20 protein-coding genes and 1 tRNA gene are annotated in these 25290 nt (G+C 65.2%); 12 read left to right on the top strand and 9 right to left on the bottom strand.

The features are described from left to right. Positions 1-183 precede the first annotated feature (183 nt). The 8 genes from HL666_RS33430 (at position 184) to HL666_RS33395 (ending at position 10885) form a co-directional block, all read left to right on the top strand. A complete protein-coding gene (locus HL666_RS33430) occupies positions 184-759 on the top strand; it encodes a beta-1-3, beta-1-6-glucan biosynthesis protein (RefSeq protein WP_172109797.1) in 576 nt (191 codons plus the stop codon). A 335-nt stretch (positions 760-1094) separates the two neighbouring features. After that, positions 1095-3812 carry a glycosyltransferase gene (locus HL666_RS33425; RefSeq protein ID WP_172185759.1) on the top strand — a complete coding sequence of 906 codons (2718 nt, stop codon included), beginning with the start codon at positions 1095-1097 and terminating at the stop codon, positions 3810-3812. A gap of 465 nt (positions 3813-4277) precedes the next feature. Beyond that, positions 4278-4353: transfer RNA gene (locus HL666_RS33420), tRNA-Lys, on the top strand. A gap of 336 nt (positions 4354-4689) precedes the next feature. Continuing rightward, on the top strand, positions 4690-5793 hold the full coding sequence (locus HL666_RS33415; RefSeq protein ID WP_246741685.1) for a TylF/MycF/NovP-related O-methyltransferase: 1104 nt from the start codon (positions 4690-4692) through the stop codon (positions 5791-5793). 55 nt (positions 5794-5848) lie between these two features. After that, on the top strand, positions 5849-7684 hold the full coding sequence (locus tag HL666_RS33410; protein WP_172185741.1) for a hypothetical protein: 1836 nt from the start codon (positions 5849-5851) through the stop codon (positions 7682-7684). Positions 7685-7896: 212 nt separating this feature from the next. Further along, on the top strand, positions 7897-8538 hold the full coding sequence (locus HL666_RS33405; protein ID WP_172185739.1) for a hypothetical protein: 642 nt from the start codon (positions 7897-7899) through the stop codon (positions 8536-8538). 217 nt (positions 8539-8755) lie between these two features. After that, positions 8756-10321, top strand: coding sequence for an alpha/beta hydrolase (locus HL666_RS33400; RefSeq protein ID WP_172185737.1), 1566 nt, complete (start codon positions 8756-8758; stop codon positions 10319-10321). A gap of 225 nt (positions 10322-10546) precedes the next feature. Beyond that, on the top strand, positions 10547-10885 hold the full coding sequence (locus tag HL666_RS33395; protein WP_172185735.1) for a hypothetical protein: 339 nt from the start codon (positions 10547-10549) through the stop codon (positions 10883-10885). Positions 10886-10995: 110 nt separating this feature from the next. Here the strand turns inward: HL666_RS33395 and HL666_RS34730 are convergent, their stop codons facing one another. Continuing rightward, positions 10996-11250 (bottom strand): DUF7662 domain-containing protein, encoded by a 255-nt coding sequence (locus tag HL666_RS34730; RefSeq protein ID WP_446471665.1) that lies wholly within the window; start codon positions 11248-11250, stop codon positions 10996-10998. A gap of 255 nt (positions 11251-11505) precedes the next feature. Continuing rightward, a complete protein-coding gene (locus tag HL666_RS33390; RefSeq protein WP_172109800.1) occupies positions 11506-12048 on the bottom strand; it encodes a hypothetical protein in 543 nt (180 codons plus the stop codon). Positions 12049-13067: 1019 nt separating this feature from the next. Here HL666_RS33390 and HL666_RS33385 point away from each other — a divergent pair. Further along, complete coding sequence (locus HL666_RS33385) at positions 13068-13688, top strand: LysE family translocator (protein ID WP_172185733.1); 621 nt, start codon at positions 13068-13070, stop codon at positions 13686-13688. Positions 13689-13991: 303 nt separating this feature from the next. Here the strand turns inward: HL666_RS33385 and HL666_RS33380 are convergent, their stop codons facing one another. Further along, complete coding sequence (locus tag HL666_RS33380; RefSeq protein ID WP_172185731.1) at positions 13992-15629, bottom strand: isocitrate lyase; 1638 nt, start codon at positions 15627-15629, stop codon at positions 13992-13994. A gap of 146 nt (positions 15630-15775) precedes the next feature. On the opposite strand from HL666_RS33380, the gene HL666_RS33375 reads away from it, so the two are divergent. Both HL666_RS33375 and HL666_RS33370 read left to right on the top strand, forming a co-directional pair. Next, positions 15776-17242 (top strand): helix-turn-helix domain-containing protein, encoded by a 1467-nt coding sequence (locus tag HL666_RS33375; RefSeq protein WP_172185729.1) that lies wholly within the window; start codon positions 15776-15778, stop codon positions 17240-17242. Positions 17243-17421: 179 nt separating this feature from the next. Next, the gene (locus tag HL666_RS33370; RefSeq protein WP_172185755.1) at positions 17422-18546 is read left to right on the top strand and encodes an acyltransferase family protein; all 1125 of its coding nucleotides are present in this window, start codon (positions 17422-17424) and stop codon (positions 18544-18546) included. On the opposite strand, the gene der is transcribed toward HL666_RS33370, so the two are convergent. The 6 genes from der to HL666_RS33340 form a co-directional block, all read right to left on the bottom strand. Continuing rightward, positions 18435-19805 carry a ribosome biogenesis GTPase Der gene (der, locus tag HL666_RS33365; protein WP_172185727.1) on the bottom strand — a complete coding sequence of 457 codons (1371 nt, stop codon included), beginning with the start codon at positions 19803-19805 and terminating at the stop codon, positions 18435-18437. The genes HL666_RS33370 and der overlap by 112 nt on opposite strands. A gap of 91 nt (positions 19806-19896) precedes the next feature. After that, positions 19897-20427, bottom strand: a complete 531-nt coding sequence (locus HL666_RS33360) for a hypothetical protein (protein WP_172185753.1) — start codon at positions 20425-20427, stop codon at positions 19897-19899. 66 nt (positions 20428-20493) lie between these two features. Next, a complete protein-coding gene (locus HL666_RS33355) occupies positions 20494-21147 on the bottom strand; it encodes a tetratricopeptide repeat protein (protein WP_172131868.1) in 654 nt (217 codons plus the stop codon). Between the two features lie 178 nt (positions 21148-21325). Beyond that, positions 21326-22921, bottom strand: coding sequence for a class I adenylate-forming enzyme family protein (locus HL666_RS33350; RefSeq protein WP_172185725.1), 1596 nt, complete (start codon positions 22919-22921; stop codon positions 21326-21328). A gap of 114 nt (positions 22922-23035) precedes the next feature. Beyond that, entirely contained in the window at positions 23036-23623 is a 588-nt protein-coding gene (locus HL666_RS33345) for an NnrU family protein (RefSeq protein ID WP_311976872.1), read from the bottom strand. A gap of 101 nt (positions 23624-23724) precedes the next feature. After that, a complete protein-coding gene (locus HL666_RS33340) occupies positions 23725-24321 on the bottom strand; it encodes a UCP034077 family protein (RefSeq protein WP_172185723.1) in 597 nt (198 codons plus the stop codon). Between the two features lie 165 nt (positions 24322-24486). On the opposite strand from HL666_RS33340, the gene HL666_RS33335 reads away from it, so the two are divergent. Next, positions 24487-25218, top strand: a complete 732-nt coding sequence (locus HL666_RS33335) for an aspartate/glutamate racemase family protein (protein ID WP_172185721.1) — start codon at positions 24487-24489, stop codon at positions 25216-25218. The last annotated feature ends 72 nt before the right edge of the window (positions 25219-25290 follow it).

The following is a 25290-nucleotide window of genomic DNA, read 5'->3' as shown; positions in this document are numbered from 1 at the left end:
TCTCCGGTTGGCTCGACCGTTGCGCCCGAGGTCTCGAGGCCGTTCATGCGCCCGTTAGGAACGCCATTTTAGGAACGGCATGCGAAGGTCGGAATCAACCTCCCGCCGCAATCGGGGCCGAATTGATCGGCATCAACACTGCGTCCCCCAGGGGACGACATGAAGGCAACCATCGGGGAATTTATGGGTCGACGCGTGCTCCAGTCCAAGTTTTCGGTTTCGCGCCTGTTCACGTCGCTGGCCCTCATGGTCCTCGTCGGCGCCTCCGGCGCCTTCGCCCAGAGCGGCAGCGACCATCCCCAGGACCAAAAGCCGCAGGCGGCCAACCCGGCCGACCAGTCGAAGGAGAACCAGCGCAAGGCCGACGAGTTTACCGAGGCGTCACAGGCGCTCTCTGGCGGCCCGGCCGGCAACCCCGAATGCGTCTGGCTCGGCCGCCGCGTCGTCCAGCTGATGTACAATGACGACCTCGATACCGCCTTCCGCCACCTCGACCTCTATGACCGTTTCGGCTGCCCGGGCGGCCATGTTCAGGCGGCGTTCCGCTGTCTGACGCGATTTTTTCCGCAGATCGATCCGAAGGTGCCGAACTCGCTGAACAACCACGTCCATGGCTGCTGGATCAATCCGGACGCCAAGCCGCAGGTGGCTGCGGCGCCGGCGCCCGGCCCGGCCTCGACGCCGGCCGCGCAGGCTTCGCCGGCGCCGGCGCAGCAGCCTGCCCCCCAGGCCTCGCCGCCGCAGCCTCCGGCGAAGTGAACCGCGCCTCGGGGCCGGCAGGACGCAAGATCCCGACGACCGGGCTCCATGCGCGGCGCGCGCATGACAGCGCTCCGATGGCATGTCAGGATGCGATCGAAGTCGTTGACACTTGGCCGCGCCCTGGTTCAGGCACCGTTCAGCATGAGTGGGCTCTGTTGGAATGCATATGTCGCGGCCTTCGGCCGTGACGGCGTGAGAGTGATCGCCTTCGCCGTTCATCGTCGAACGTCACGCGTGAGCATGATCCCAGTCGCATCGCATATCCGAGATGGAACGGCGTTCGACCGCTCCGCTTCATCGCCGCCTTGATCCTAGGAATGGTTGCCCCTCCCATGCGCGCCGTCGTCGCCGTCCTGCTCCTCGTCACTGCCGTGCACGCCGCCCTCTGGGGTCTGCTGCAGGACAAGCAGGAGGCCCCCAATTTCACCGGCCTGCTGCAGAGCGTCTCCTACGATCCACATGAAGGAACCGGAGCCCCCGGTCCCAGCACCGTGGCGTCGCCGGACCGTATCCGCGCCGACATGAAGAAGCTGGCCACGATGACGCGGGCCATCCGGCTCTACTCGTCAACCGGCGGCCTCGAGATCGTGCCGCCGCTGGCCGCGGAGGCAGGCCTGAAGGTGATGCTCGGCGCCTGGATCGACAAGGATCCGGACCGCAACGAGCGCGAAATCCAATCGGCCATCACGCTCGCCCGCCGCAACAGCAACGTCATCGGCATCGTCGTCGGCAACGAGACTATCCTCACCGACACGCAGAAGGTCGGCGAACTGATCGAGAAGATCAAGCGCGTCAAAAAATCGGTCAGCGTGCCCGTCACCACCGGCGACGTCTGGAACACCTGGCGGGACAACCCCGAGCTCGCGGCCAATGTCGACTTCATCGCCGCGCACGTCCTGCCGTATTGGGAATTCTTCACCGACGACCAGGCCGTCGATCAGGCGGTGGATCGCTATCAGCTCCTGAAGAAGCAGTTCACCGGCAAGCGCATCATGATCGCCGAGTTCGGCTGGCCGAGCCAGGGCTACAGCCGCAGCGACGGCAATCGCGGCCCCGCCGTGCCGGGCCCGCTGCGGCAGGCGCAGGTGTTGCGCAACTTTCTCGCCCAGGCCGCCTCGATTGGCATGGAATACAACATCGTCGAGGCGATCGATCAGCCCTGGAAATATTTCGAGGGCGGCGTCGGCCCGTATTGGGGCGTGCTGAACGCCTCGCGTGAGGCGAAATTCGCCTGGACCGGCCCGATCGTGAACCCGGACTATTGGAAGCTCGCGGCCATCGCCCTCCTCGTCGGCGTGCTCTTGTCCTTGCCGATCGCGCGGCTGCGCCAGCCGACCGTGCTGCAGGCGATGATGCTCGCGGTCACGGCGCATGGCGTCGGCGCCTGGGTCTCCAACGTCTTCGCCTATTGGAACGTGCATTATTTCGTCTGGGGCTCGACCTTCGCGCTGACCCTCGGCCTGATCCTCCTGGTTCCCCTGATCCTCATCGCGATGGCCCGCATCGAGGAGATCGCCGCGATCGCCTTCGGCCGCGCGCCGCGCCGGCTCCTGACCCGCGACAAGGTGGCGCACGACCGCGCCGCGCTGCCGGCGGGCTATTGCCCGAAGGTCTCGATCCACGTGCCGGCCTATTTCGAGCCGGTCGACATGATGAAGCAGACGCTGGATGCGCTGGCGCGGCTCGACTACCCGAACTACGAGGTCGTCTGCATCATCAACAACACGCCCGACCCGGCGTTCTGGCAGCCGATCCAGGATCACTGCCGCATGCTCGGCGAGCGCTTCAAGTTCATCAACGCCGAGAAGGTCAAGGGCTTCAAGGCCGGCGCGCTGCGCATCGCGATGGAGCGCACGGCTGTTGACGCCGAGATCATCGGCATCATCGACGCCGACTATGTCGTGACGCCGGACTGGCTCTCCGACCTCGTGCCGGCGTTCGCCGATCCCACCGTGGGCCTGGTGCAGGCGCCGCAGGAGCATCGCGACGAGGATCTGTCGCTGATGCACTACATCATGAACGGCGAATATGCCGGGTTCTTCGACATCGGCATGGTCCAGCGCAACGAGGAGAACGCGATCATCGTGCACGGCACGATGTGTCTGATCCGGCGCGCGGCGATGGACATGGCCGGCGGCTGGTCGAGCGACACCATTTGCGAGGACACCGATCTTGGGCTCGCCATCCAGGAGCTCGGCTGGAAGACGCATTACACCGCCACCCGCTATGGCTCGGGCCTGCTGCCCGACACCTATGAGGCGTTCAAGAAGCAGCGCCATCGCTGGGCCTATGGCGGCTTCCAGATCGTCAAGAAGCACTGGCGCCGCTTCCTGCCCGGACACAGCCGGCTCACGGCCGACCAGAAGCGCGAATTCTCGCTCGGCTGGCTCAACTGGCTCGGCGCCGAGAGCCTCGGCGTCGTGGTCGCGATCCTCAACCTGATCTGGGTGCCGATCGTGGCCTTCGCCGGCATCGCCATCCCCGACAAGATCCTGACCATCCCGATCATCGCCGCCTTCGTGGTGTCGCTGGCGCACTTCCTGATCCTCTACCGGCTGCGCGTCGCCATCAAACCATGGCAGATGCTCGGCGCGATGATCGCGGCCATGAGCGTGCAGTGGACGGTCAGCCGCGCCGTGGCGCAGGGCCTGATCACCGAGCATCTGGCGTTCGCCCGCACGTCCAAGGGCGGCTTGTCGCGGATGTCGATCGAGTTCCAGGCGTTCTGGGAGGCCGTCATCGGCGCCCTGCTCCTGATCGGCGCTGCGATCCTGATCGTGACCAACACCTTGCAGATCACCGAGCTCTACATCTTCGCCGCCGTCCTGATCCTGGAGAGCCTGCCGTTCCTCTCGGCGGTCGCTATCGCCGTGCTCGAGATGTCGCGCATCAACTCCTTCGAGTTCTGGCGCTACGCCCGGGTCCGCACCGCCGAGCTGATCGGCCTCCGCCCGGTCTGGGTGCCCGAGCTGGCCGGCCCGGGAATGCTGCAGCCAATGCAGCCGGCCCCGCTGAGCGCTGCGGCGACGAAGGTGTCCGAGAAGGTGTGACGGCGGCGTCGAGCAGCCGGGAAACCGCGCCGCTCGCGTCCTGCTCCGTCCCGGCCAGCCACGTCGTGACGCCAGCCGCGCAGCCCGAATGAGCGGACGCACGGCCCGGAGGGCGCAGACGGCCGCGACATCCGGGTTCATCTCAACCGCCCGTGAGACCCCGCATGTCGCCTGCACCGTCGCTCTGTCGAGCGCCGACGGCGGTTCATGGCGGGCTACGCCACCGTCATCGCCGCGCCCGAAGCGATCGTCGCTCTCCCGTGGTTTCCCCCGCCCGCCCTATTGACCGGACCGCACCCACCCCCTACACAGCGCCCACGACAGCATGCGGCCCAAGGCCGGGGCTTTTACCGCCCCGTTTCCATGGCCCGCAGTGAACCACAGCCCCGCCGCAAGCGTTCTGATGGTCACCTGCCGACGATCCGGACAGTGACGGTCCAGCCGTCACACCGCTTCCTTGGGAGCGAGCGCGTAGCTCAGCCGGTAGAGCACGTGACTTTTAATCATGGGGTCCCGGGTTCGAGTCCCGGCGCGCTCACCAAGAATCCCGAACCTTCGATGCTCAGCCTTGGCAAACGCCCTTGGCCACGTCGGATCAGCCGACGGCCGGCCCACGTATGGACGTGATACGAGCGCGATCCACGGAACGATCAAACACAGCACCTTGATCGAATCGGCGCGCAGGCCTCGATCACCTCGCACGGAAGCGCTGCGCGCCGGCTCTCGCGCGGGCTGGATCTTGTGGGCACTTCGACCTCTGGGAATTGCAGTCTGCGAGGCCAGGAGCTAAGGTCGACAACCGGTGGTAATCGAAAGTCATTTTTATCGATTTCAGGTAAGGCCTTTTTGCAAGGCGCTCGCGCGCCGGGGAGCCAGCATGTCTGTAAGCTATGGCGCCATGATCAACCGGCTGCTCAACGGTGTCGGATTCCAGCTCGTTCGCCAATCGACGCTCGATCGACTGATCTCGACGGCTCACAATGGACATGCAAGCAAGCAGGATGACGAGGCAGCATCGAACGACGCCACCGAAGTCGATCACGCACCGGTGCGCGACGAAGGCTCGCATCAATTCCGACCGGTTTCGAATGCCGGCGATCCGACGGAGACGGTACCGGCCATCTATCTCCAGAACCTGCAGCGCGAGAGCTTGGCACTCCGCGAGATGTCGACCGAGCTCATCAAGCTCAAGCTGCAACTGAACGGAGCGAACGGCGGCGCAAATTCGAGCGGTCACCGGCTCTACACACCCGTATACGATTACTGGGGACTGCGAACCGATCCTGCGATCGTGCACAACCATGACTTCATGCGGGATCCGCGCTTCGTCGCCGCCTACGAACGGGGCGTCGTCGCCGAGGGCTATGAGCCTCGATATTTCTGGCGGACGCACGTTGCGCTCTGGTGCGCCAGCATCGCCGTCAGCCTTGGCGGCGATTTTGTCGAATGTGGCGTATGTCGCGGCATGCTCAGCTCTTCAATCATGCACTATCTCGACTGGAACAACATCCACCGTCGATTTTTTCTGTTTGATACGTTTGCCGGTGTCGACGAGCGACTCGTCACCGACGAGGAGGTCGCAAGCGGCAATCTCGGCTACTTCCGGGAGATGTACAAGACCGACATCTATGAGGATGTTGTTCGTAATTTCGCCGAGTACAAGAACGTCGAAATCATTCGTGGCAGTGTCCCATCAAGCTTGTCGACCGTCGACATCGATACGGTCGCATATCTTTCGATCGACATGAACAACGTCACGCCCGAGATCGCAGCCATCGACCACTTCTGGAGCAAGCTCCAGCCGGGTGCCCCGGTTCTGCTCGACGACTATGGTTTCGTTCGATACGAGGCCCAGAAGCGTGCATTCGACACTTGGGCCTCTCAGCATGGCGTGGACATTCTCGCGCTTCCCACAGGGCAAGGCCTCATGATCAAGCCGCCATCGGCGGCAGAGGCCGTGCATCAGAACGGCGCCCGATAGCGATCGGCTGCCGACCCATACCGGCGAGATCGGCGATTTTGCCGGCGGCGAGATCGTGGACCACGTGACCGGCCAGGTGGGCGCGCGCGGGCGCAGGACAATTCACACATTTCTCACACGGGTTCCCGTCAGTTGGGACTTACGATCCGATCGCGACTTCCACACAAATGTAGGAGTTTCGGTCATGGTTCGCCTGCGTCGCATCCTCCTCTTCAACCTCGTCCCGCTGCTTGCGGCCTGTCCCGCGCTCGCGCAGCCCACGCCGACGGGCGCGCTCGAGATCGACGCGTCGGTGGTGACGCAATGGGCCATTACGCTGCTGGGATTGGCCACCGCGGCCCGCCTGGCCTGGAGCGCCTTCGGCCGGGACGTTGCCGTCGACGAATTCCCGACCATTCCGCGCTACATGACCAACCGATCGCAATACCTTCTCGGCAGCATTGCGTACACGTTGTTCGCCTGCGGCGTTTTCCTGGTCCTGGTCCGGGAGCATCAGCCGATCCTCGCGATGATCCCGCCCGGCATCATTCCGGAGCCGATTCTGAAAGCGATCGACGAGAACTCGGCCCCCTATCTCGCCGTCGTCGCCGCGATGGGTGCCGTCTATCTCTACCTTCTCACCAAGGAGGCTGATTGGAATCTGCTGCTGGGGATGCGCGACGTGATTCACCTGTGGATCAGCGTTCCCCAGCTCGCGAAGGAGATTATTGCCCAGATACGGTATGCGTTGCGCGTGTCGGAGAAAGTCATTCCGCTGGTCGTCGCGAACTCGCGCGCGCTGACCGAGCGCGACTTCCAGAAGGACCGCCAGACGCCGGACCGCCTGTGGGCCGAGATCTGCTACATGAACTGGTGGCTGCAAAAAGGTCATGAGGCGGGCAACGATGCCACCTTCTTCACCGAAGCGAGCTTCGGCTATGACAAGCTGATCGCCGAATTCGAGCAGACCTCGTGGACGATGAAGCAGCGGAAGTCGGGCTCTGTCGCAACATTCGCGATCGTCGACTTCGATCAGGGCATCAAGCGTCTGCACAGCCGGTTTGCTCGGCTCATCGCCTGCTACCTGATCTACCGGAACGGCTCACGACGCGCCCTCTGCGCAGAAGCCCGCGAATTCGGCGTCGACGTCGACGCGCCGGTCATCCAGAACCCGCTGCAATATTGGATCATCTATGCCGTCGTCCTGATCGCCGCTGCGCATCTCGGCGTCTATCTGTCGGCGGTGGCCTTCGATGCGCTCCAGGGCCAGGGGCTCGTCATGGGGCAGGATTCAGGTCGCATGCTCGCCTGGGTCCTGTATTCGATGTCGAACTTCGGCTTCGCCATCGGCCTGGTTCTGGTGCTTCGACTGGCCGCGCATTCGCTCGGGTCGGCCTTCGACCAGTCGCCGATGGTCACGTATTGCTGGACCTTCCTGGTCGCATTTGCGGCCGGGCCCTTCGGCCTGGCTCTGGCGGTGCACGTCTTCGGTGAGGATGCATCGCGCGCGCTTCCCTTCTCCGACCTCTACTTCCGGATGCTCAGGTGGGGGCTCGGCCCGGCCCTGGTGTCCGTATACATCTCCTACTACCTCGACAGGCAGAGCTGCTCGGCGCTGCCCGACATCGACATGTCCCCGTCCAGGATCTTCTGGCGCAATCTCAATTGCCTCGCCTTCTCGCTCGGAGTGGTGTTCCTGCTGCTGCCCTCGCTCTTCACCCTCCTCGCCCCGGAGGGCGCCGTATGGGACACCAACAAGCTCCGCTTCCTGGCGACCGGCACCACCTTCGGCATCGCCTACGGCCTCGCCCTCGCCGCGCAGTTCGCTCTGGTCAAGCCGGGGCAAACTGTCGGAGTTGATCCTCGCAGTCCGGCAGCGATGAACAACTCAGCGCCCTTGGTCGGACATTAGCGGCTCGCCAGGTTCAGAGCCAGCAGCGGGGCTACCGCAAGAGAGGCAGCCACGGCTTCAGGCCTTGCTGTGGCTGCCTCTCGTCGGCCGTCCACTCCGGTAGATTACGTTGACAGTCACTGTAGTCCGGTTGATGCGGCGACACTTGATCCGTCTGACGTCCGAATGGCGCACTGAGTTCTTTAGGCGGACTGCATTGTGGAGAGGCGATCATGACTTTGTCACAGACCTCATTGGCGTGCGTGGTTCTGTACATTGCTGCGGCTCCGGCCTTGGCCGTCCCGCCATCATCATGTGCGAGCAAGTTCGTGGGTACTTGGCAGCACGGTACCAGCAATATCGGCACGCTCACGGCCGACGGCCGGGCTGCTTGTACCGGCAATCCGTTTTGCGTTCAGGGGACATGGACTTGCAACGGCAACAGTCTCACTTACACCAATAGCGCGGGCACCTACGTCTATACACTGCAATCGAATGGAGTGATGACTTACGGATCGATCGTCGTCACACGAATCGGAGCCCAAGGCAGCGCCTCTGCATCTGCGCGGATAAAGTCGACCGCAGCCGCGCCGGGCAAACCGGCTACCATTGGTCCGCCGATCCAAGCAGAGTATCAGCCGCGCGGGTCGCAGCCGCTTCGCGCAGGCAAGAAGATCGCAGCAGACCCGGCGCCTGCCGGCTTGGACACCAGCCAACAAGGAGCTTGGGACACCAATGAGATGGCGCGCGACTACGCAAAGAAGTTGCCGAAGTGGAACCCGGCCAAGTATCCGCTTCAAAAATACACTGATCGCAATCGCGAGAATTTGGAGGAGGCCGCGCGCAAGCAGCAGGGTGGCGACGAGGATAAATAGTAAATGCGGTGACAGTGCTGCACGGTCACCTTAACTCCGGCGATAGGCTGCGACGCACACTCTCTCCCCGTCATTGCGAGCGCAGCGCGCAGCGAAGCAACCCAGGCGGTCTCCACACCCCGATCCGGCCGGCGCACACGCCCTTGCCTGCCCGCTCCGGTTGAGAAAGAATGCGCCCGCCCGCTTCCTTCCGACGCCCCTCGTGCTGGAGAGATAGATGCCGCTCGCCCGCTGTCTGGCTGCCCTTGCTGCGGCCTGGGTGCTGCTGACGTTCAGGGCGGACGCCGCCGCCGACCCGGCTACGCTGCTGCGCGCCTATGTCCAGGCCGTGGTGAATCTCAACACCGCGGGGCTGCGGGAGGTTGCGACGATCGAGCAGTATCGATCGGTGGTGAATGACAGCGGCGGCCTCGATGACAGCCTGGGCTTCATTGCTGCCTACGGCAATCCGAAGGCGGTCCGCATCACGGACAGCAGGACCTACTCGGCCTTCACCGTCCATGTCGCCGAGGTGGAGCACACCGCCGGCCGCTCCGACTGGGTGTTTCGGCTGGACGCCAGTGGGGAGAAGATCGGCAGCGCCGTCTGCCTCACGTCGCCGCGTCCCGAGGCGATCGACTTCGACAAGTCCGGCTTCGGGCTCAAGCCCCTGCGAAACAAGGGGGGCACCATGGCAGACATCGGGATGAGCGAGTTCTGGCAAGGTGGCGGCGGCAGCTCCAAGCAGATTGGAAGCATCATCAAGAATCCCTACGACGTGATCGTCGAGGACCTCGCCAAGCGATATACGCGGCGCGAGGTCGATTTCCTGTTCGTCACGGATCGAAAGCCCGCCCCCAGCTCCAATTCGGTCGCATTCTCCGGCGTGCGGCATCCGCAGCTGTCGTTCGGCGCGGTGACGGTCCGGATTCCCGACAACCACAAGACCGGCAATGTCGAGCTGCCGCGCAGCTGGAAAGTGTTCTCGTTCGAACTCTATCGCGAGAAGCAGAACGACACGAAGCATTTCTCGCTGAAGCGGGCGGCGTTCCTGAGCGAGCAGGATTTCGACGCGCTGGTCAGGGAGCATGACCACAAGACGGCGCTGATCTTCGTTCACGGCTTCAACAACAGCTTCGAGGACGCCGTCTTCCGCAACGCCCAGATGCTGTGGGATCTCGATTATCGCGGCCTTCCGGTGCTGTTCGCCTGGAGCACCCGCGGCGACGGCATCACCGACTATGGCTTCGATCGCGACAGCGCCCTGTTCGCGCGCGACGGCTTCATCAGGCTGGTGCAGAAGCTCCAGAACGATCTGGGTGTCGAGCGGATCGACGTCCTGGCGCACAGCATGGGCAATCTGGTCGTCGTCGATGCGCTCAGCACGAATGCGCTGGTCGCCAAGCCCGTGCAGATCGATCGGCTGGTCATGGCGGCCCCCGATCTCGACACCGAGGGCTTCAAGAAGGCCATTCCCGTGCTGAAGAAGATCACGCAGGACATGACGCTGTATGCCTCCTCCGCCGACCTGGCGCTGCGGGCATCGTCCCTCATCCAGAAGTTCTCGCGCGCCGGCGACGTTCCCGCCGAGGGTCCGGTCACCCTGCGCGAGCTCGACACCATCGACGTCACCCGCCTGGGCGACGAGTTTCTCGGCCTCAACCATTCGACCTTCGCCCAGAACCGCGCCGTGATGGACGACCTCAAGCTGCTGCTCGACCGCCGCCTGCCCTCGCCCCGCCTGAGCCAGATCCACCCGGTGCCGCTGCCCCCCCAGGACCGCCGCTACTGGCGCTTCGAATGAGCTGGACGCCACCCCCGCCCCGCGCCCCTGCCCCATCGCCACCTCAGGCAGCACGGCCCCCAACGACGGTGACCAGCCCGCATCAGCCACAGCGACACGCGCCCCCCGGACGCCCCGCCCAAAAAACCGACCTTGCCCGCCCGCCCGCGCGCGACATCACCCACAGCACTACGGTGACAGTGCACCTAACTTGCCTCGGAACATCGAACTCACAAGGAGGCCTTGATGTTGAAGCTAATGTTTGAATGGGAGGAAACACCGGGAGCGAAAACGTTGAGCAATCCCAGTCAAGGAAAGCCGGCCAGCGGCTTTGCCGATGAACCAGCCCGCCTCACGCCACGCCAAGCGGCCTTCTACCGCAATCTCGTCCGACTCGCCGAGCAAGTCGGCTCTAGAACGTTGCCCATCACCTTTCTGACCAAACAGGGTGCTTCGAAGCGCATGGATCACGGATGTATCAAAATCGCCGAACACGCTAATTTCATCGAACCGCTGGCCGATTCGCCGAGCGGCGTTGTCGAAACTATTTCACTAAGTTGGAATGTCGTGCCAGCGCCCAAATAGGCCTGGCACACCTGCGTTCGACACGGCCAGAATCATTGAGGCGCGTCTAACTCAATAGGTCTCAATGTTCATCCATTTGCAGGTGCCATCAAGGCTACCTCAATTGTCAGCTAAGGCGTTCCGCGCCGAAAGGTAACCTCCCGTCGGCCTCTGTTCACTTCTGCACTGAAGCCTAGGGTCGTCCACGCCTTGCTCTGTACGTGCCTTGTGTGGTCTGGGTTCTCGTTGCTCCACCATGCGTCGTAATTTTGGGCTGAAATCGGGAGGACTTGGCCGATCAACTCCTCGATCTCGTCGAAGGATAGAACGAGCGAATTTTCAGTAGCTGACTGCAATCGCAATTTAAGTGGATCATAGAGGGACACTTATCTTCTCCTCATTGCACACCTCGATCCGAGCACCTTTTTGCGCGCTGGTGGCTGATGGCCTTCTGCTTGCATCAGCAATAACGACGTCTGCCGCGGAGCACCTCCGGAATACGGGACTACGGTGATGCGGGATTACGCGACAGTGTACTAATTCTGTGTCTCGGTTGAGTGCATCGTAAACCTTCCCGCGCAGCCACTCTCATGCACCGTCTCCGCAATTGCCGTCACCACCGTATCCGAAAGCTCCGCCCCTCACCTCCCGGCAGCATCCGCCTCCAGCACCACCTTCGCCACCGGATAACGCCAGTCGTTCTTCGAGTTGTCGGCGGCGGCGTCGATGCCGGCCACGATCACCGCACCAAGGATCCCGCCGTTCATGCCGCTGGCCAGACGCGCCTGGCGCGTCGCATCGATCGGCGCGACGGTGATCATCCGCTTTTGATAGCCGGGCTTCTGGCAGGTCACGGCGAGCGTGCTCGACTGTCCGCGATAGAGCGGCACGCGCACCTTCGCGGGACTGGTCATGGTTGCGGTGAAGCCGGAGGCTTCCAGCGAGCAGGACGCCCCGGCCATCTCGACCTCGCCTCCCCCGCCGGGATTGTGAAAGGTCCGCACTTCCACGAGCTGGTCACCCGCAAACTCGGGCACGCTGGCGTCGGTTCGGCGCTTCGGCTCGTAGACGTCGATCCCTCGGCTGCCCGTGGTCGACCGGATGTCGGTCACGTTGTTGACCGCAAGCGGCGCAGCACAGCCGCCAAGACACGCCCCTCCAATGATGGCCAGCCAGCTGGCCATCCCACGCAAACCGTTCATTTGAGCCCCCACAGCACCCCTACTGTCGATGACTTCAGGGGTAGCAGGGGCCGATCTGGGGAACAATAGCCGCAACCTCGGAGGGAATGGAAACAACTAACAAAAGCCGACTTCGTTGCGGGCCAGACACATTCGCTGCCGTCCCGGCACGCATTGCTCGCATGAGTTGTAGTGGTCGGCGGGCCTTCATGGGGCAGCTTCTCGGGACGGACACCGGATCCTGGCGCGAGGCGCTGCGCTTTGCCGGAGGATCGCTGGGAGGATGCGCGGACAAACTGATTTCGTCAGGCCGGTCAAGACGATCACCCCTGTCCAGTCCCTTCGCCAAAAACATTCTCCTTCCATTTTTCCGAATTTCATGATTGATTGTCGCCATCCCGCGCTCCTCGAGAGGGGCGGATCGCGATCGTCACGGACGTTGGGTGCGGGGAGCGGTGGCCGCGACTGGCTGCAGCGCGCTTGAGGCGTGCGGACGAACAGCCGGTCGCGGACGTGAAATCGCGTGGTCCTGGCGCCCCGAAGCTGGCGCCAAGTCCTGGGGGATGATGACCCCTGCGGGCGACGGTGGCTAACAANGGGGGATGATGACCCCTGCGGGCGACGGTGGCTAACAAGCCGGACACCGGGGAGATCGCGTATAAGCGTGAAGACCATCGCGCGGGGAATGCCGGGTTGATCCGGCTGAACCTGTGGTGACTGCCGCCTGCTTTTTCTTCTGCAGGCGGGCCATGGGTTGCGGCCAGCAGCCCGGCATTCCCCGCGCCCTCTGTATTTCGGGGGCGAGACGACCTGAAAAGCTCGGGCGCGAACGCGCCGCGATGACGGTCGAACGCGTCCCCTGCCCTGATGTCCCTCACGCGCTGCGGTGCCCGCGTCACGCCTCGGCGGCTCGCCGTCCCGTGAAGCGTCGCCGGCTATCGCCCGACGGTACGGCGTGGAATGTTGGGGGGCGATTTTGAGAGACGCCGGCCGCCTCGCGGCCGCGAACCCGGGAGCCGCCGATGTACACTGCCTTTCTGCTGACCTCGCTGATCGTGGTCGCCTCGCCCGGCACCGGCGTGCTCTACACGCTCGCCGTGGCGCTGACGCGGGGATCGCGGATGAGCATCGCGGCGGCGTTCGGCTGCACGCTCGGCATCATCCCGGCGATGCTGGCGGCGATCGTCGGCCTCGCGGCCATCCTGCACACCAGCGCGCTGGCCTTTGCCGCGCTGAAATATTGCGGCGTCGCGTATCTCCTGTACATGGCCTGGCAGTCGCTCGGCGAGCGCGGCGCGCTGGCGGTGGAGGCTACCGACGCGAAAGACGGGACGCGTTCGGCCGCGCGGGTGGTGCTGACCGGCTTCCTGATCAACATCCTCAATCCAAAACTGTCGATCTTCTTCCTCGCCTTCCTGCCGCAGTTCATCGCGGCGGACGAGGCGCATCCGCTTGCCGCCATGCTGGAGCTGTCGGCCACGTTCATGGCGATGACGTTCGGCGTGTTCGTGGTCTACGGCCTGTTCGCGGCCGCGGTGCGCGACCGCGTCGTCAGCCGCCCCCGCGTGATGACATGGCTGCGCCGGGCGTTTGCTGGTGGCTTTGCGTTGCTCGGGGTGCGGTTGGCGCTGAGCGAGCGCTGAGGTCGCGCCCGATGAGACACCGATCCCCAATGAGCAATTAGTCCCTTGCCGCCCGACGATGCGCCAATTTGTTGTTCGTCATGCCCGGGCTTGTCCCGGGCATCCACGTCGCTCCAAGGACGCCGATCGACGTGGATGGCCGGGACAAGCCCGGCCATGACGGTGTGGAGGGAGTGCGCCACAAACTCGGAGCAGCTTGCGCAATCGCCGGCCGTCGCGAAGACGCTCCGCAAAAGCAAAACCCGTCTGGAGCGTTGCCGCTCCAGATGGGTCTCATCAGTTCAGCTGGTCACCCGGCGGAAATCAGCCGAACTGGTTCATCGTATTGTGGGCGCCGCCGGCCTTCAGGGCCTTCTCACCCGCAAAATACTCCTTGTGGTCGTCGCCGATATCGGAGCCGGCCATGTTCTGGTGCTTGACGCAGGCGATGCCCTGGCGGATCTCGGCGCGCTGGACGTTCTTGACGTAACCCAGCATGCCCTGCTCGCCAAAGTACTCGCGGGCGAGGTTGTCGGTCGACAGCGCGGCCGTGTGGTAGGTCGGCAAGGTGATCAGGTGGTGGAAGATGCCGGCGCGCTTGGCCGAGTCCGCCTGGAAGGTGCGGATGCGCTCGTCGGCTTCCTTCGCCAGCGGCGTGTCGTCATACTCCGCCTTCATCAGCTCGGCGCGGTTGTACTTGCTGACGTCCTGGCCCGCCTCCTTCATCGCGTCATAGACCTGCCAACGGAAGTTGAGGGTCCAGTTGAACGACGGCGAGTTGTTGTAGGCGAGCTTGGCGTTCGGGATCACCTTGCGGATGCGGTCGACCATCTTGGCGATCTGCTCGATATGCGGCTTCTCGGTCTCGATCCACAACAGGTCGGCGCCGTTCTGAAGCGAGGTGATGCAGTCGAGCACGCAACGGTCCTCGCCGGTGCCGGGACGGAACTGATAGAGGTTCGAGGGCAGCCGCTTCGGGCGCATCATCTTGCCGTTCTGGTTGATGATGACGTCGCCGCTGCGCGCGGTCTCAGGGGTCACCTCCTCGCAGTCGAGGAAGCTGTTGTACTGGTCGCCGAGATCACCCGGCTGGCTGGAGAACGCGATCTGCTGCGTCAGGCCGGCGCCGAGCGAGTCGGTGCGGGTGACGACGATGCCGTCCTCGACGCCGAGCTCCAGGAAGGCGTGGCGGCAGGCGCGGATCTTGGCCAGGAAGACGTCATGCGGCACGGTGACCTTGCCGTCCTGGTGGCCGCACTGCTTCTCGTCGGAGACCTGGTTCTCGATCTGCAGCGCGCAGGCGCCCGCCTCGATCATCTTCTTGGCGAGCAGATAGGTCGCCTCCGCATTGCCGAAGCCGGCATCGATGTCGGCGATGACGGGGACGACGTGGGTCTGGAAGCCATCGATCTTGGCGATGATCTCGGTCTCCTTCGCCTTGTCGCCGGCCTTGCGGGCCGCGTCGAGCGTGCGGAAGAGATCGTTCAGCTCGCGCGAGTCGGCCTGGCGCAGGAAGGTGTAGAGCTCCTCGATCAGCGCGGGCACCGAGGTCTTCTCGTGCATCGACTGGTCCGGCAGCGGGCCGAACTCGGAGCGCAGCGCCGCGATCATCCAGCCGGACAGATAGAGGTAGCGGCGGTCGGTCTTGCCGAAATGCTTCTTGATCGAGATCAGCTTCTGCTGCGCGATGAAGCCGTGCCAGCAGCCCAGCGACTGGGTGTACTTCGTGCTGTCCTCATCATAGGCGGCCATGTCGGCGCGCATCACCGCGGCGGTGTAGCGGGCGACGTCGAGACCGGTCCTGAAGCGGTTCTGCAGGCGCATGCGCGCCACGGCCTCGGCGGTGACGCCGTTCCAGGTCGGGTTGGCCTCGAGCAGCGCACGCGCCGCCTCGACCTCGGCCTGGTAGGACGCGGAGCCTTGGAGAGCCTGGTCGTTCAGTCCACGCGGTTGGAAGTTCATGTCCGTGATCCCTTGGTTAAGGACAACCTGGGACCTGTTGTAAGCACCCGCAGCGAACGGACCAGACATTGCGCGGAAAACTTGTCACACTTTACAAATCTCTCGTGTATAGCTGTAAGGAGATTACAGAGGGGAGATGACCGGCCATGAGTACCGCCACGGCACGCTCGATCTTCATGGGCCCGCGCCTGCGCCGGCTCCGCCGCGAGCTCGGCCTGACCCAGGCCGACATGGCCGCCGACCTCGAAATATCAGCGCCTTACGTGGCACTTCTGGAGAGGAACCAGAGGCCGGTGACGGCCGACATGCTGCTGCGGCTGGCGCGGACCTACAAGATCGACCTTGCCGATCTCGCCGGCGACGGCGGCGCCGACCACACCGCGCGGATGCAGTCGGTGCTGAAGGACCCGATGTTCTCGGACATCGACATCCCCGCGCTGGAGATCTCCGATCTCGCCGTCAGCTATCCCGGCATGGCGGAAGCCTTCCTGCGGCTCTACACCGCCTATCGCGAGGAGCAGCTGGCGCTGGCCGAGCGGGCGCCTGCGGTCTCCGGCGGCGCGCCGCTGCCGGAGGGTTTCGACGCCAATGATCCGGTCGCCGATGTCCGCCGCTTCCTGGCCGCCCGCCGCAACAACTTCGCCCAGCTCGACGAGGCCGCCGAGCGGCTGGCGCAGGCGATCTTCCAGGGCTCGGCGACCGGCTCGCCGCAGGTCACGGCGAGCCCCGCGGGCTTCATCGAGCGCTTCCGCGAAAAGCACAAGCTCCAGGTCCGCTACATGCCGCCGAACGTGATGCTCGGCTCGCTCAGGCGGCTCGACCTGCATCGGCGGCAATTGCTGATCGAGGATTCGCTCGACAGCGCCAGCCTCAAATTCGAGCTGGCGCGGCAGCTCGCGTATCTCGAGCTGGACACCGAGATCGGTGCAGCACTGGAGGACGGCAAGTTCGCCAGCAAGACCGCCGAACTGCTGGCGCGCCGGGCGCTCGCGGCCTACGCGGCGGCAGCGATCATCATGCCCTATTCGATCTTCGCGAAGGCAGTCGATGCCAGGGCCTACGATCTCGAAGCGCTGGCCCGGCAGTTCGGCACCAGCTTCGAACAAACGGCGCATCGCGTGACGACCTTGCAGAAGCCGGGCGCCGAGAAGATTCCGTTCTTCCTGATCCGCGTCGATCCCGCCGGCAACGTCTCGAAACTGCTCGACGGCGCCGGCTTCCCGTTCGCGCGTCACGGCGGCGCCTGCCCGCTGTGGTCGGTGCACGGCATCTTCAAGACGCCGCGCCAGATCGTGACGCAATGGCTGGAGCTGCCGGACGGCCGCCGCTTCTTCTCGATCGCGCGCACCGTGACCGCCGGCGGCGGCTCCTACGGCGCGGTCCGCGTCGAGCGCGCGATTGCGGTCGGCTGCGCCGCCGAGCATGCCGGGCACCTGATCTACACCCGCGACGGCCATGGCCCCGACGCCAGCGCGCCGACGCCGATCGGCACCGCCTGCCGCGTCTGCCATAGGCCGAAATGCGCCGCCCGCTCGGCGCCGCCGATCGGCCGCGAGATCCTGCCCGACGATTTCAGGACGTCGTCGGTGCCGTTCGGCTTTTCGTCGGATTGAGAGAGCGTCTGTGACCGGTATGGCACACAAGCAGTCGAAAGGAGCACACCGGACGTCGCCAGCTGTCGATGAGCATCATTTTACCGCTGTGAATTGTGTCCGATCATTACTGTTCATTGCTGGGACTGACGGTCTTTACCCGGCGCGCGGTGCGCCCGGCCGTCGGCGAAGGCAGCGTCATGAACGAGCCGCAGCGTGGATTCTGGCCGGTGCTCGGCGGCCTCAGGTTTCTTTTGGCGATGTGGGTGCTGTTTGACCACACCTACAATTTCGGGCCGGCGGAGCGCGCCATTCCGGTGCTGACCAAGAGCGGCCTGATGGCGGTGATGTGCTTCTTCGTCATCTCCGGCTTCAGCATTCACCACTCGATCGCGACGCGGCCCGAGGGCTATCTGCGCCGCCGTGTCCTGCGGATCCTGCCGCTCAATATGCTCGCGGTCCTGATCGGCTGGCTCGCCTGGTCGATGTTCGGCGCCGCCGGCGGCTACCTCGCGCCTGCCAAGCCGCCGACCGCGCTGCAGTTCATCGGCTGCATGCTGCTGCTCGAAGCCTTCCTGCCGATCATGATCTCCTTCCTGTACCCGGCCTGGTCGCTGTCGATCGAGGCGGTGTACTATCTGCTGGCGCCGCTGTTCAGAAAGCTCGAGGGCCGGCCGCACATTCCCGCGCTGATGATCGCCTCCGGGCTGTTCTTCGTTGCCTGGCCCCTGTTCCGCAACGAATACGTCGCCGGCCGCAACTCCTATTGGCTGACCGGCATCGTGATGCTGTGGGCCTGGCTGGCCGGCTGGGTGGCCTACCGGCAGCCACGCGACCGGCGCTATCTGCTGTGGCTCGGCCTCGCGGGGGTGGCCTCGGTCGCCACCCAGGCGAGGTTCTTCGACGTCCACAATTTCGGCTCCGCGGCCGTGAACTGCGTCGCCTGGATCGGCACGCTGGTCGTGGTGTTCCATCGCGTCGGCGATCTCGGCGGCCGCACCGCCGCCGTGCTCGACTATCTCGGCGAGCTCAGCTTCCCGCTCTATATCCTGCATTATCCGGTGCTGTTCGCGGTCACGGGCTCGCTGTTCAGGATCTATCCGAACCTGAACTGGGGCATCAGCCAGGTCGCCATTTCACTGGCCGCCGCGATGCTCGCTTATCATGTCGTCGACAAGCCGCTGCGGCTGTCGCGAGGGACCCGGCTCGCCGATCAGTTCGGCCGCTTGCGCTTGTGGGCGAACGGGTTCGCCTTCTCACGCAGGGTGATGCGCACCGGCGTGCCCGGCAGCTCGAAGGTCTCGCGCATCGAGTTGACGAGGTAGCGGAGGTAGGATTGCGGGATGGCGTCGGCGCGCGAGCAGAACAGCACGAAGCTCGGCGGCCGCGCCTTGGTCTGGGTGATGTAGTTGAGCTTGAGGCGGCGGCCCGACACCGCCGGCGGTGGATTGTTGGCGATCGCGCCCTCGAACCAGCGATTCAGCGCGGCCGTCGGCACGCGCCGGTTCCAGACCGCGTAGGACTGGACGATGGCCTGCATCAGCCGGTCGATGCCCTCGCCCATCAGGCCGGACACCGCCACGATCGGCGCGCCCGCGACCTGCGGCAGCCAATGGTCGGCGTCCCTGCGCAGGCCTGCGATCTGGCCCGGCTGAGCCTCCATCAGATCCCATTTGTTGACGGCGATGACCAGCGCCCGCCCCTCGCGCTCGATCAGGTCGGCGATGCGCAGATCCTGCTCCTCGAAGCGGTTCTGCGCATCCATCATCAGCACGACGACCTCGGCAAACCGCACCGCGCGCAGCGCATCCGCCACCGAGAGCTTTTCCAGCTTCTCCTCGATGCGCGAGCGCCGCCGCAGGCCGGCGGTGTCGAAGATGCGGAAGCCTCGGCCCTTATACTCGATCTCGACCGCGATCGAATCGCGTGTCGTCCCGGCCTCGGGGCTGGTCAGCAGCCGCTCCTCGCCGAGCAAATGGTTGATCAGGGTCGACTTGCCGGCATTGGGGCGGCCGACGATGGCGACGCGGATCGGGCGTGCAGCGCGCTCCTCGTCGGTTTCCTCATGCTCCTCGTCCTCGTCTTCGGTGGGCGGCACGAGCTTGCTGACGGCGTCGTAGAGCTCGCCCATGCCCTCGCCGTGCTCGGCCGAGATCTGAATTGGATCGCCGAGGCCGAGCGCATAGGACTCCATGGCGCCGAGCTCGCCGTGCTTGCCCTCGCTCTTGTTGGCGAGCAACAGCACCGGCTTGTCGGCGCGGCGGGCGAAATCGGCGAAGGCGCGATCGGCCGGCGTCAGGCCGATGCGGGCGTCGATGACGAAGAACAGCGCATCCGCAAGCGCGATCGCGGTCTCCGTCTGCTCCTGGATCCGCGCCGTCAGCGAGCCCTTCGGCCCCTCGTCGAGACCGGCGGTGTCGATGATCGTGAAGCTGAGATCGTGCAGCTTCGCCTCGCCCTCGCGGCGGTCACGGGTGACGCCGGGCATGTCGTCGACAAGCGCCAGCTTCTGTCCCACCAGGCGATTGAACAGGGTCGATTTGCCGACATTGGGCCGGCCGATGATGGCGATGGTGAAGGACATGATGATCCGTGCGCGTGAGCGCGCAGCTTTAGCGCATCCGGACGTAAAACCGAAACCGCTGATCACGCGATCGGCGGACGGGCTTAACGTTTTAGCGGCTGAACGAGCCGCTCGGCATCGGCGCCGGGAATTGGCCGGACTGGCGGACGGGCTGCTGCGCGGGCGCGGCCTCGTCCGGCGGCGGCGCGGTGGTGCGGCGGCGGACGATCTTCTGCGGCTTCGGGGCCGGCGGAACGGCCGTCGCCCCCTCCTCGACCGCAGCCGCCTCGCCGTCCTGCGGATCGGCGGGAGCCGGATTGCTCACGGCAGCCTGCCGGCCCTTGGCGCCCTTCTTGCCCTTGGGCTCCTCGGGCGTGGGCGGCGGCACAGCCGCCTGCGGTGCGCCGGGATCGGTCATCTGCTGCTGCTGGGCGCCCTTGTAAAGCTCCTTCGGCACGCCCTGCTCGAGGCCGGGCACGCCTTCCGGGAAGACCGGTTTGCGGTCGCCCGGCAGCTTCTTCTTCGTGTCGAGGAAATCGAGCATGTCAGACGGATCGAAACTGCCGCCGCTGGCGCAGCCGCCGAGAACGCCCGTGAGCGCGGCGAGGACGGTCAGGGCGATGAGGCGTTGGGGGCGGCGCATGGTCGTCATTTTCCGATCAAATTCAGTTTCGCCGCCGCGGCACCCGCGATCGGCTCAGCTCCTGAGTCAGCTCTTGGCGACGGCAGGCAGCAGAGCCTGCAGCGCTTCGGCGCGCGAGCGCAGGCCCGGCGGGGTCTCACCATCCAGCGCAATCATGTCGAGCCATTGACGGGCCGCGGCGGCATCGTTGGCCTTCCACGCCGACAGGGCCAGGAGCTCGCGGGAGGCGTGACGGAACGGCGCACCGGCCGCAGCCTCGCTCTCGAGCCGCTGCTTGATGTCGGTATAGGGGGCGGTGTCGACCAGGAGGCCGGCGGCGCGCAGGCGCGCCATCGACTGGTGCTCGGCACCGATGCTGCGATCGGCGGCGAGCTCGTCATAGAGCTTCACGGCAGCGGCCTTGTCGCGCACCGCGGCCTCGGCCGCCTGATGGAAGCGCGCCAGCATGCGGTATCCCGATGGGGCCACGGCAGCGACATCGGCGAAGGCCTTTTCGGCCTCGGCGTGCTTGTTCTGCTCGGAGAGCTCGATGGCCTTGTTGAAGCCCACGCCGGCCTCGGCGGCCTTCTGGGCCTCCAGATATTGGTAAGCGCGCCAGCCACCGACGCCCGCAATGATCAGCACCGCGATCGCGATGATCAGGATCGAGTAGCGGTCCCACAGCTTCCTGAGCTGTTCCCGACGGACCTCCTCGTCTACCTCATCAATGAATTCAGACACTTAGTGACATCCCGTCAGGTTCGCTGCCAGATCGCGCGAACGAATGTTGAAGTGCCGCGCGAGCCGCCCTCTGCCCGCACGCCGGCGCCGATACCGTATCGGTATGGCGGTGGCAAGGCGAGTCCAGCCGAATCAAGGCGTTACTCCCGGCTTCCGCCACAACGACCGGACGCGGCTATCATGCCGTCAACGACTCGCGCAACTGCCGTTTCATCACCTTGCCGTTGGCGTTGCGGGGCAAAGGGTCCGCCGTCACGGTCAGGGTCTCCGGGACCTTATAGTCGGACAGCCGCTCGCGGCACCAGCTGCGCAGAGCCTCGGCGCTCACGGGCGCCCGCGTCACCACCACGGCGTGGACCCGCTCGCCGAGCACCGGGCACGGCCGGGCGACGATCGCGCTCTCGACCACGGCCGGATGGGCGGCGAGCACCGATTCGACTTCGGCCGAGTAGATCTTCAGCCCGCCGCGGTTGATCATGTCCTTCTGGCGGTCGAACACCCGGACGAAATTGTCGGCATCGATCGAGCCGAGGTCGCCGGAGTGCCAGTAGCCCGCGGTGAAGCTCTCGGCGGTGGCCTCGGGCCGGTTCCAATAGCCCTTGATGACCTGCCCGCCGCCGATCCAGATCTCCCCGATCTCGCCGCGCGGCAACTCCCGCCCCTGCGCGTCCATCACGAGGATGCTGGCGCCCGGGCACGGCAGGCCGACGCTGTCGATGTGGCGTGCCGTCAGCTCCGGCGGCATCAGGGTCGAGGGCGAGGTGGTCTCGGTCGATCCATAGGCATTGACCAGCCGCAGGCCGGGGATCTTCGCCGCCAGCTTCTCGATAGTCGCGACCGGCATCGGCGCCCCGCCGAAGCCGCCGATACGCCAGGACGACAGATCATGGCTGTCGAAATCGGACTGCAGCAGGCAGAGATTGTACATCGCGGGAACCATGACCGTGTAGGTCACGCGCTCGCGCGCGGCGAGCTTGAGATATTCGCCGGCCTTGAACTCCGGCATGATGATCAGGGTGCCGGCGCAGCGCGCCATGCTGGTGACGTTGGCGACGACGCCGGTGACGTGACCGAGCGGCACCGCGGCGATCGAACGGTCGGCCGGCGTCAGCCCGAGGCAGGCTTCGTAGACCATCGAGGAGTGGACGATGTTGCAATGCGCGAGCATCGCCCCTTTGGGCCGGCCGGTGGTGCCGGAGGTGTAGAGGATCATCGCGGTGTCCTCTTCGGCGACGTCCTCCTCAGCCGCGAGCGGCGCGCGGTCAGCAAGCCGCGAAAGCTCGGATCGGCCGATGTCGTCATCGACGGCGATCCGATGCAGCAGGTCAGGAACGTCGGCAGCGTCCGGCAGCCGCTCGGCGAGCGAGGCCTCGTGCAGCAGGAGCTTGGCGCCGCAATCCTTCAGCACATAGCCGATTTCCGGCTTCTGCTGGCGGGTCGAGAGCAGGACGGTGATGAGACCGAGCTGGGCCGCTGCGAACAGCGACAGCACGAATTCGATCCGGTTGCCGAGCAGGAGAGCGATCCGGTCGCCGCGTCGAAGTCCCTTGTCGCGCAACACCGCGGCGATCTGGCCCGATTGGGGCACCACGTCTCGCCACCTCAAGCGCCAACCGCCGCAAACCAGCGCCTCGCCGTCGCCATTGCGTGCCGCCGCCTCCCTGACCATCGCCCAGATGCTGGGGGGACGCTCTGCGAACACCTGCACCACGCGGTCGCCGAAACGCTGCTCCCAGCGCATCGGGCTGATGGCGGCATGTTGCGACCACTCCATCGGATCGCCTCCCCTGAATTGTTCTTGTCGGTCGCCGAATTGTTCCGGTCATGTGCGCCGCTCGATGCTCGAGCGACGCTGAATTGTGCGGCAGAATACGTCCGCCGAGAACCGCTAATTGCCAATGACGGGAATGCCAAGCACGACCGGATGGAACGCGAAGGCCAGCGCGGCATAGACGATGACGCCGACCACCACCGCGATGACGTCGTTGCCGACGCCGCCGACGGGGATCGGCGGTCCGCCGGCATCGGCTCGGCGCTTCAGCGAGATGCGATCGAACACGGCCCACGCCAGGATCGAACCGAACAGGATCATGCCGCCGAGGTCGCCGTTCGAGAGCAGATGGCCGAACGCCCACAGCTTCACGCCAGCGAGCATCGGATGTTTCAGCGTCGTGTAGATCCGGCCGCGGATGTAGGCGGCGACGATCATGATCACGGCCGGCAGCATCAAGGCGAGATTGATGTGCTTCAGCGCTTTCGGCGGCGTCCAGACCTGGATCCAGCCGCCGTTGTTGCGGTACTGCGCGAAGCCCCAGACGATCAGCATAAGGCCGGCAAGCGCAACGACCGTATAGGCGAGCTTGTAGGTTGCCTCGCCCAGCCGCGCGATGACCCGCGCCCGCGCCTCGCGCCGGGTCGTGAACACATGGGCGCCGAGAAACAGCACCAGCCCCACCACCATCACCAGAAGTCCCACGGCGTCCCTCTCCTGTGCACGCGACCTGTGGGAACTGGGTATCATTTTCGGGGGCAGCGTCGCAACGTGGCCTTGTGCCAACCTGCCGCCGACCGATGGGGCTATCGCTGCTCGGACGTCTTGTTCAGCTCGCGATTGTCGACATAGCGGATCGCGATTGGCCGGCCGGCCAGGGCGCCGCCGAGGCCTGACGTGAACTTCAGCGGCAGGCAGGCCTCCAGCGAGGCATTGATCGCCTTCAGGTAGATCGCCCGGGTGTCGGCCGGGGCGCTCGGCGTCGCGAAGGTCACGCGCGGCGGGGCGACCATGTCGCCGGTCCGTTTGAAGCTGAAGCGCACCGTCATCTGCATCCCTGCGCGGGCATCGTCCTCTGCCGGCGGCGTCCAGCAGGAGCGAAGTGCGCCGAACAGATCAGCGATCGTGTCGAGATCGTGATCCGGCTTCTGATACTTGGCTAGCTGGTCCTTGGCGGGCCGGGTCTCGATGGTCAGTTGCAGGTTCTGGCCATAGGGGTAGTTCATCTCGGGGATGCACGGCCAGGGTCCGTAGACGCTGCAGAACGACGGCGTGCACGGCCGCTCGTCGAGCACGCTGCATGGCGTGTGCGCGAACGGCACGGGATTGATCTGGCGGCGGCGCGCGTCGGCGGTGACCGGAGCGGCCACCATCAGCAGGACGAGCACGACGATACGCAGCATGGGGTCTCTCGAGAAAGGGACGAACGCAAAGCTGGGCGCGACCACGACATCCGCAAGCTCAATCCCGTTCACGTCTGCGCGTTCCGCGTCGCGAACGGCCCTCGACCATGCCCGCGGAACTCGGCTAGAACACGGCAGGACACGACAACAACAACGGACGCAACGATGAGCCGCCCCGGCGAGACCGTGATCAACGTCATCAATCCGAATATGACCGCGACGATGACCGATCTGATCGCGCAGGCGGCGCAGGCCAGCGCCAGCCCGTCCACGCGGATCGTGGGCCGCACCGCGCGGTTCGGCGCCGCCTCGATCGAGGGCCACTACGACGAGGCCATCGCGGCCGTCGGCATGCTCAAGGAGGTCGAGGCCGGCGACGCGGAAGGTTGCCACGCCCATGTGATCGCCTGCTTCGGCGATCCCGGCCTGCTCGCCGCGCGCGAATTGTCGGCGGTGCCGGTGCTCGGCATCGCGGAAGCGGCGATGCACGCAGCGAGCTTCGTCGCCACCCATTTCAGCATCGTCACGACCTTGTCGCGCACCAAGGTAATCGCCGAGCATCTCGTGCGCAATTACGGCATGGAGCATCACTGCCGCAAGGTGCGCGCGGTCGACGTCGCCGTGCTCGATCTCGACAAGCCGGAAGCGAATGTGCGCGGCACGCTGCTCGGCGAGTGCCGGGCGGCGCTGCGCGAGGATGGCATCGGCGCCATCGTGCTCGGCTGCGCCGGAATGGCCGATCTCGCGCACGATCTCTCGACCGAACTCGGCATTCCCGTGATCGACGGCGTCGCCGCCGCGGTGCGCTTCGCCGAGGCGCTGGTCGGATTGGGCTTGAAGACGTCGAAGCACGGCGATCTCGCATTTCCGTTGCCAAAGGCGCGGACGACGATTTGAGCCGCCGTAGATGGGGTAACGGGCCGACCACCCGAGCGTCCCGCTCGCTACGGCGCGATTTGGAAGCGCGCT

This window comes from Bradyrhizobium aeschynomenes (assembly GCF_013178945.1).
GTDB classification, from domain to species: domain Bacteria; phylum Pseudomonadota; class Alphaproteobacteria; order Rhizobiales; family Xanthobacteraceae; genus Bradyrhizobium; species Bradyrhizobium aeschynomenes.
Note: the sequence above shows the minus strand (reverse complement) of the source record. Positions and strands in the feature narration are given on the sequence as shown.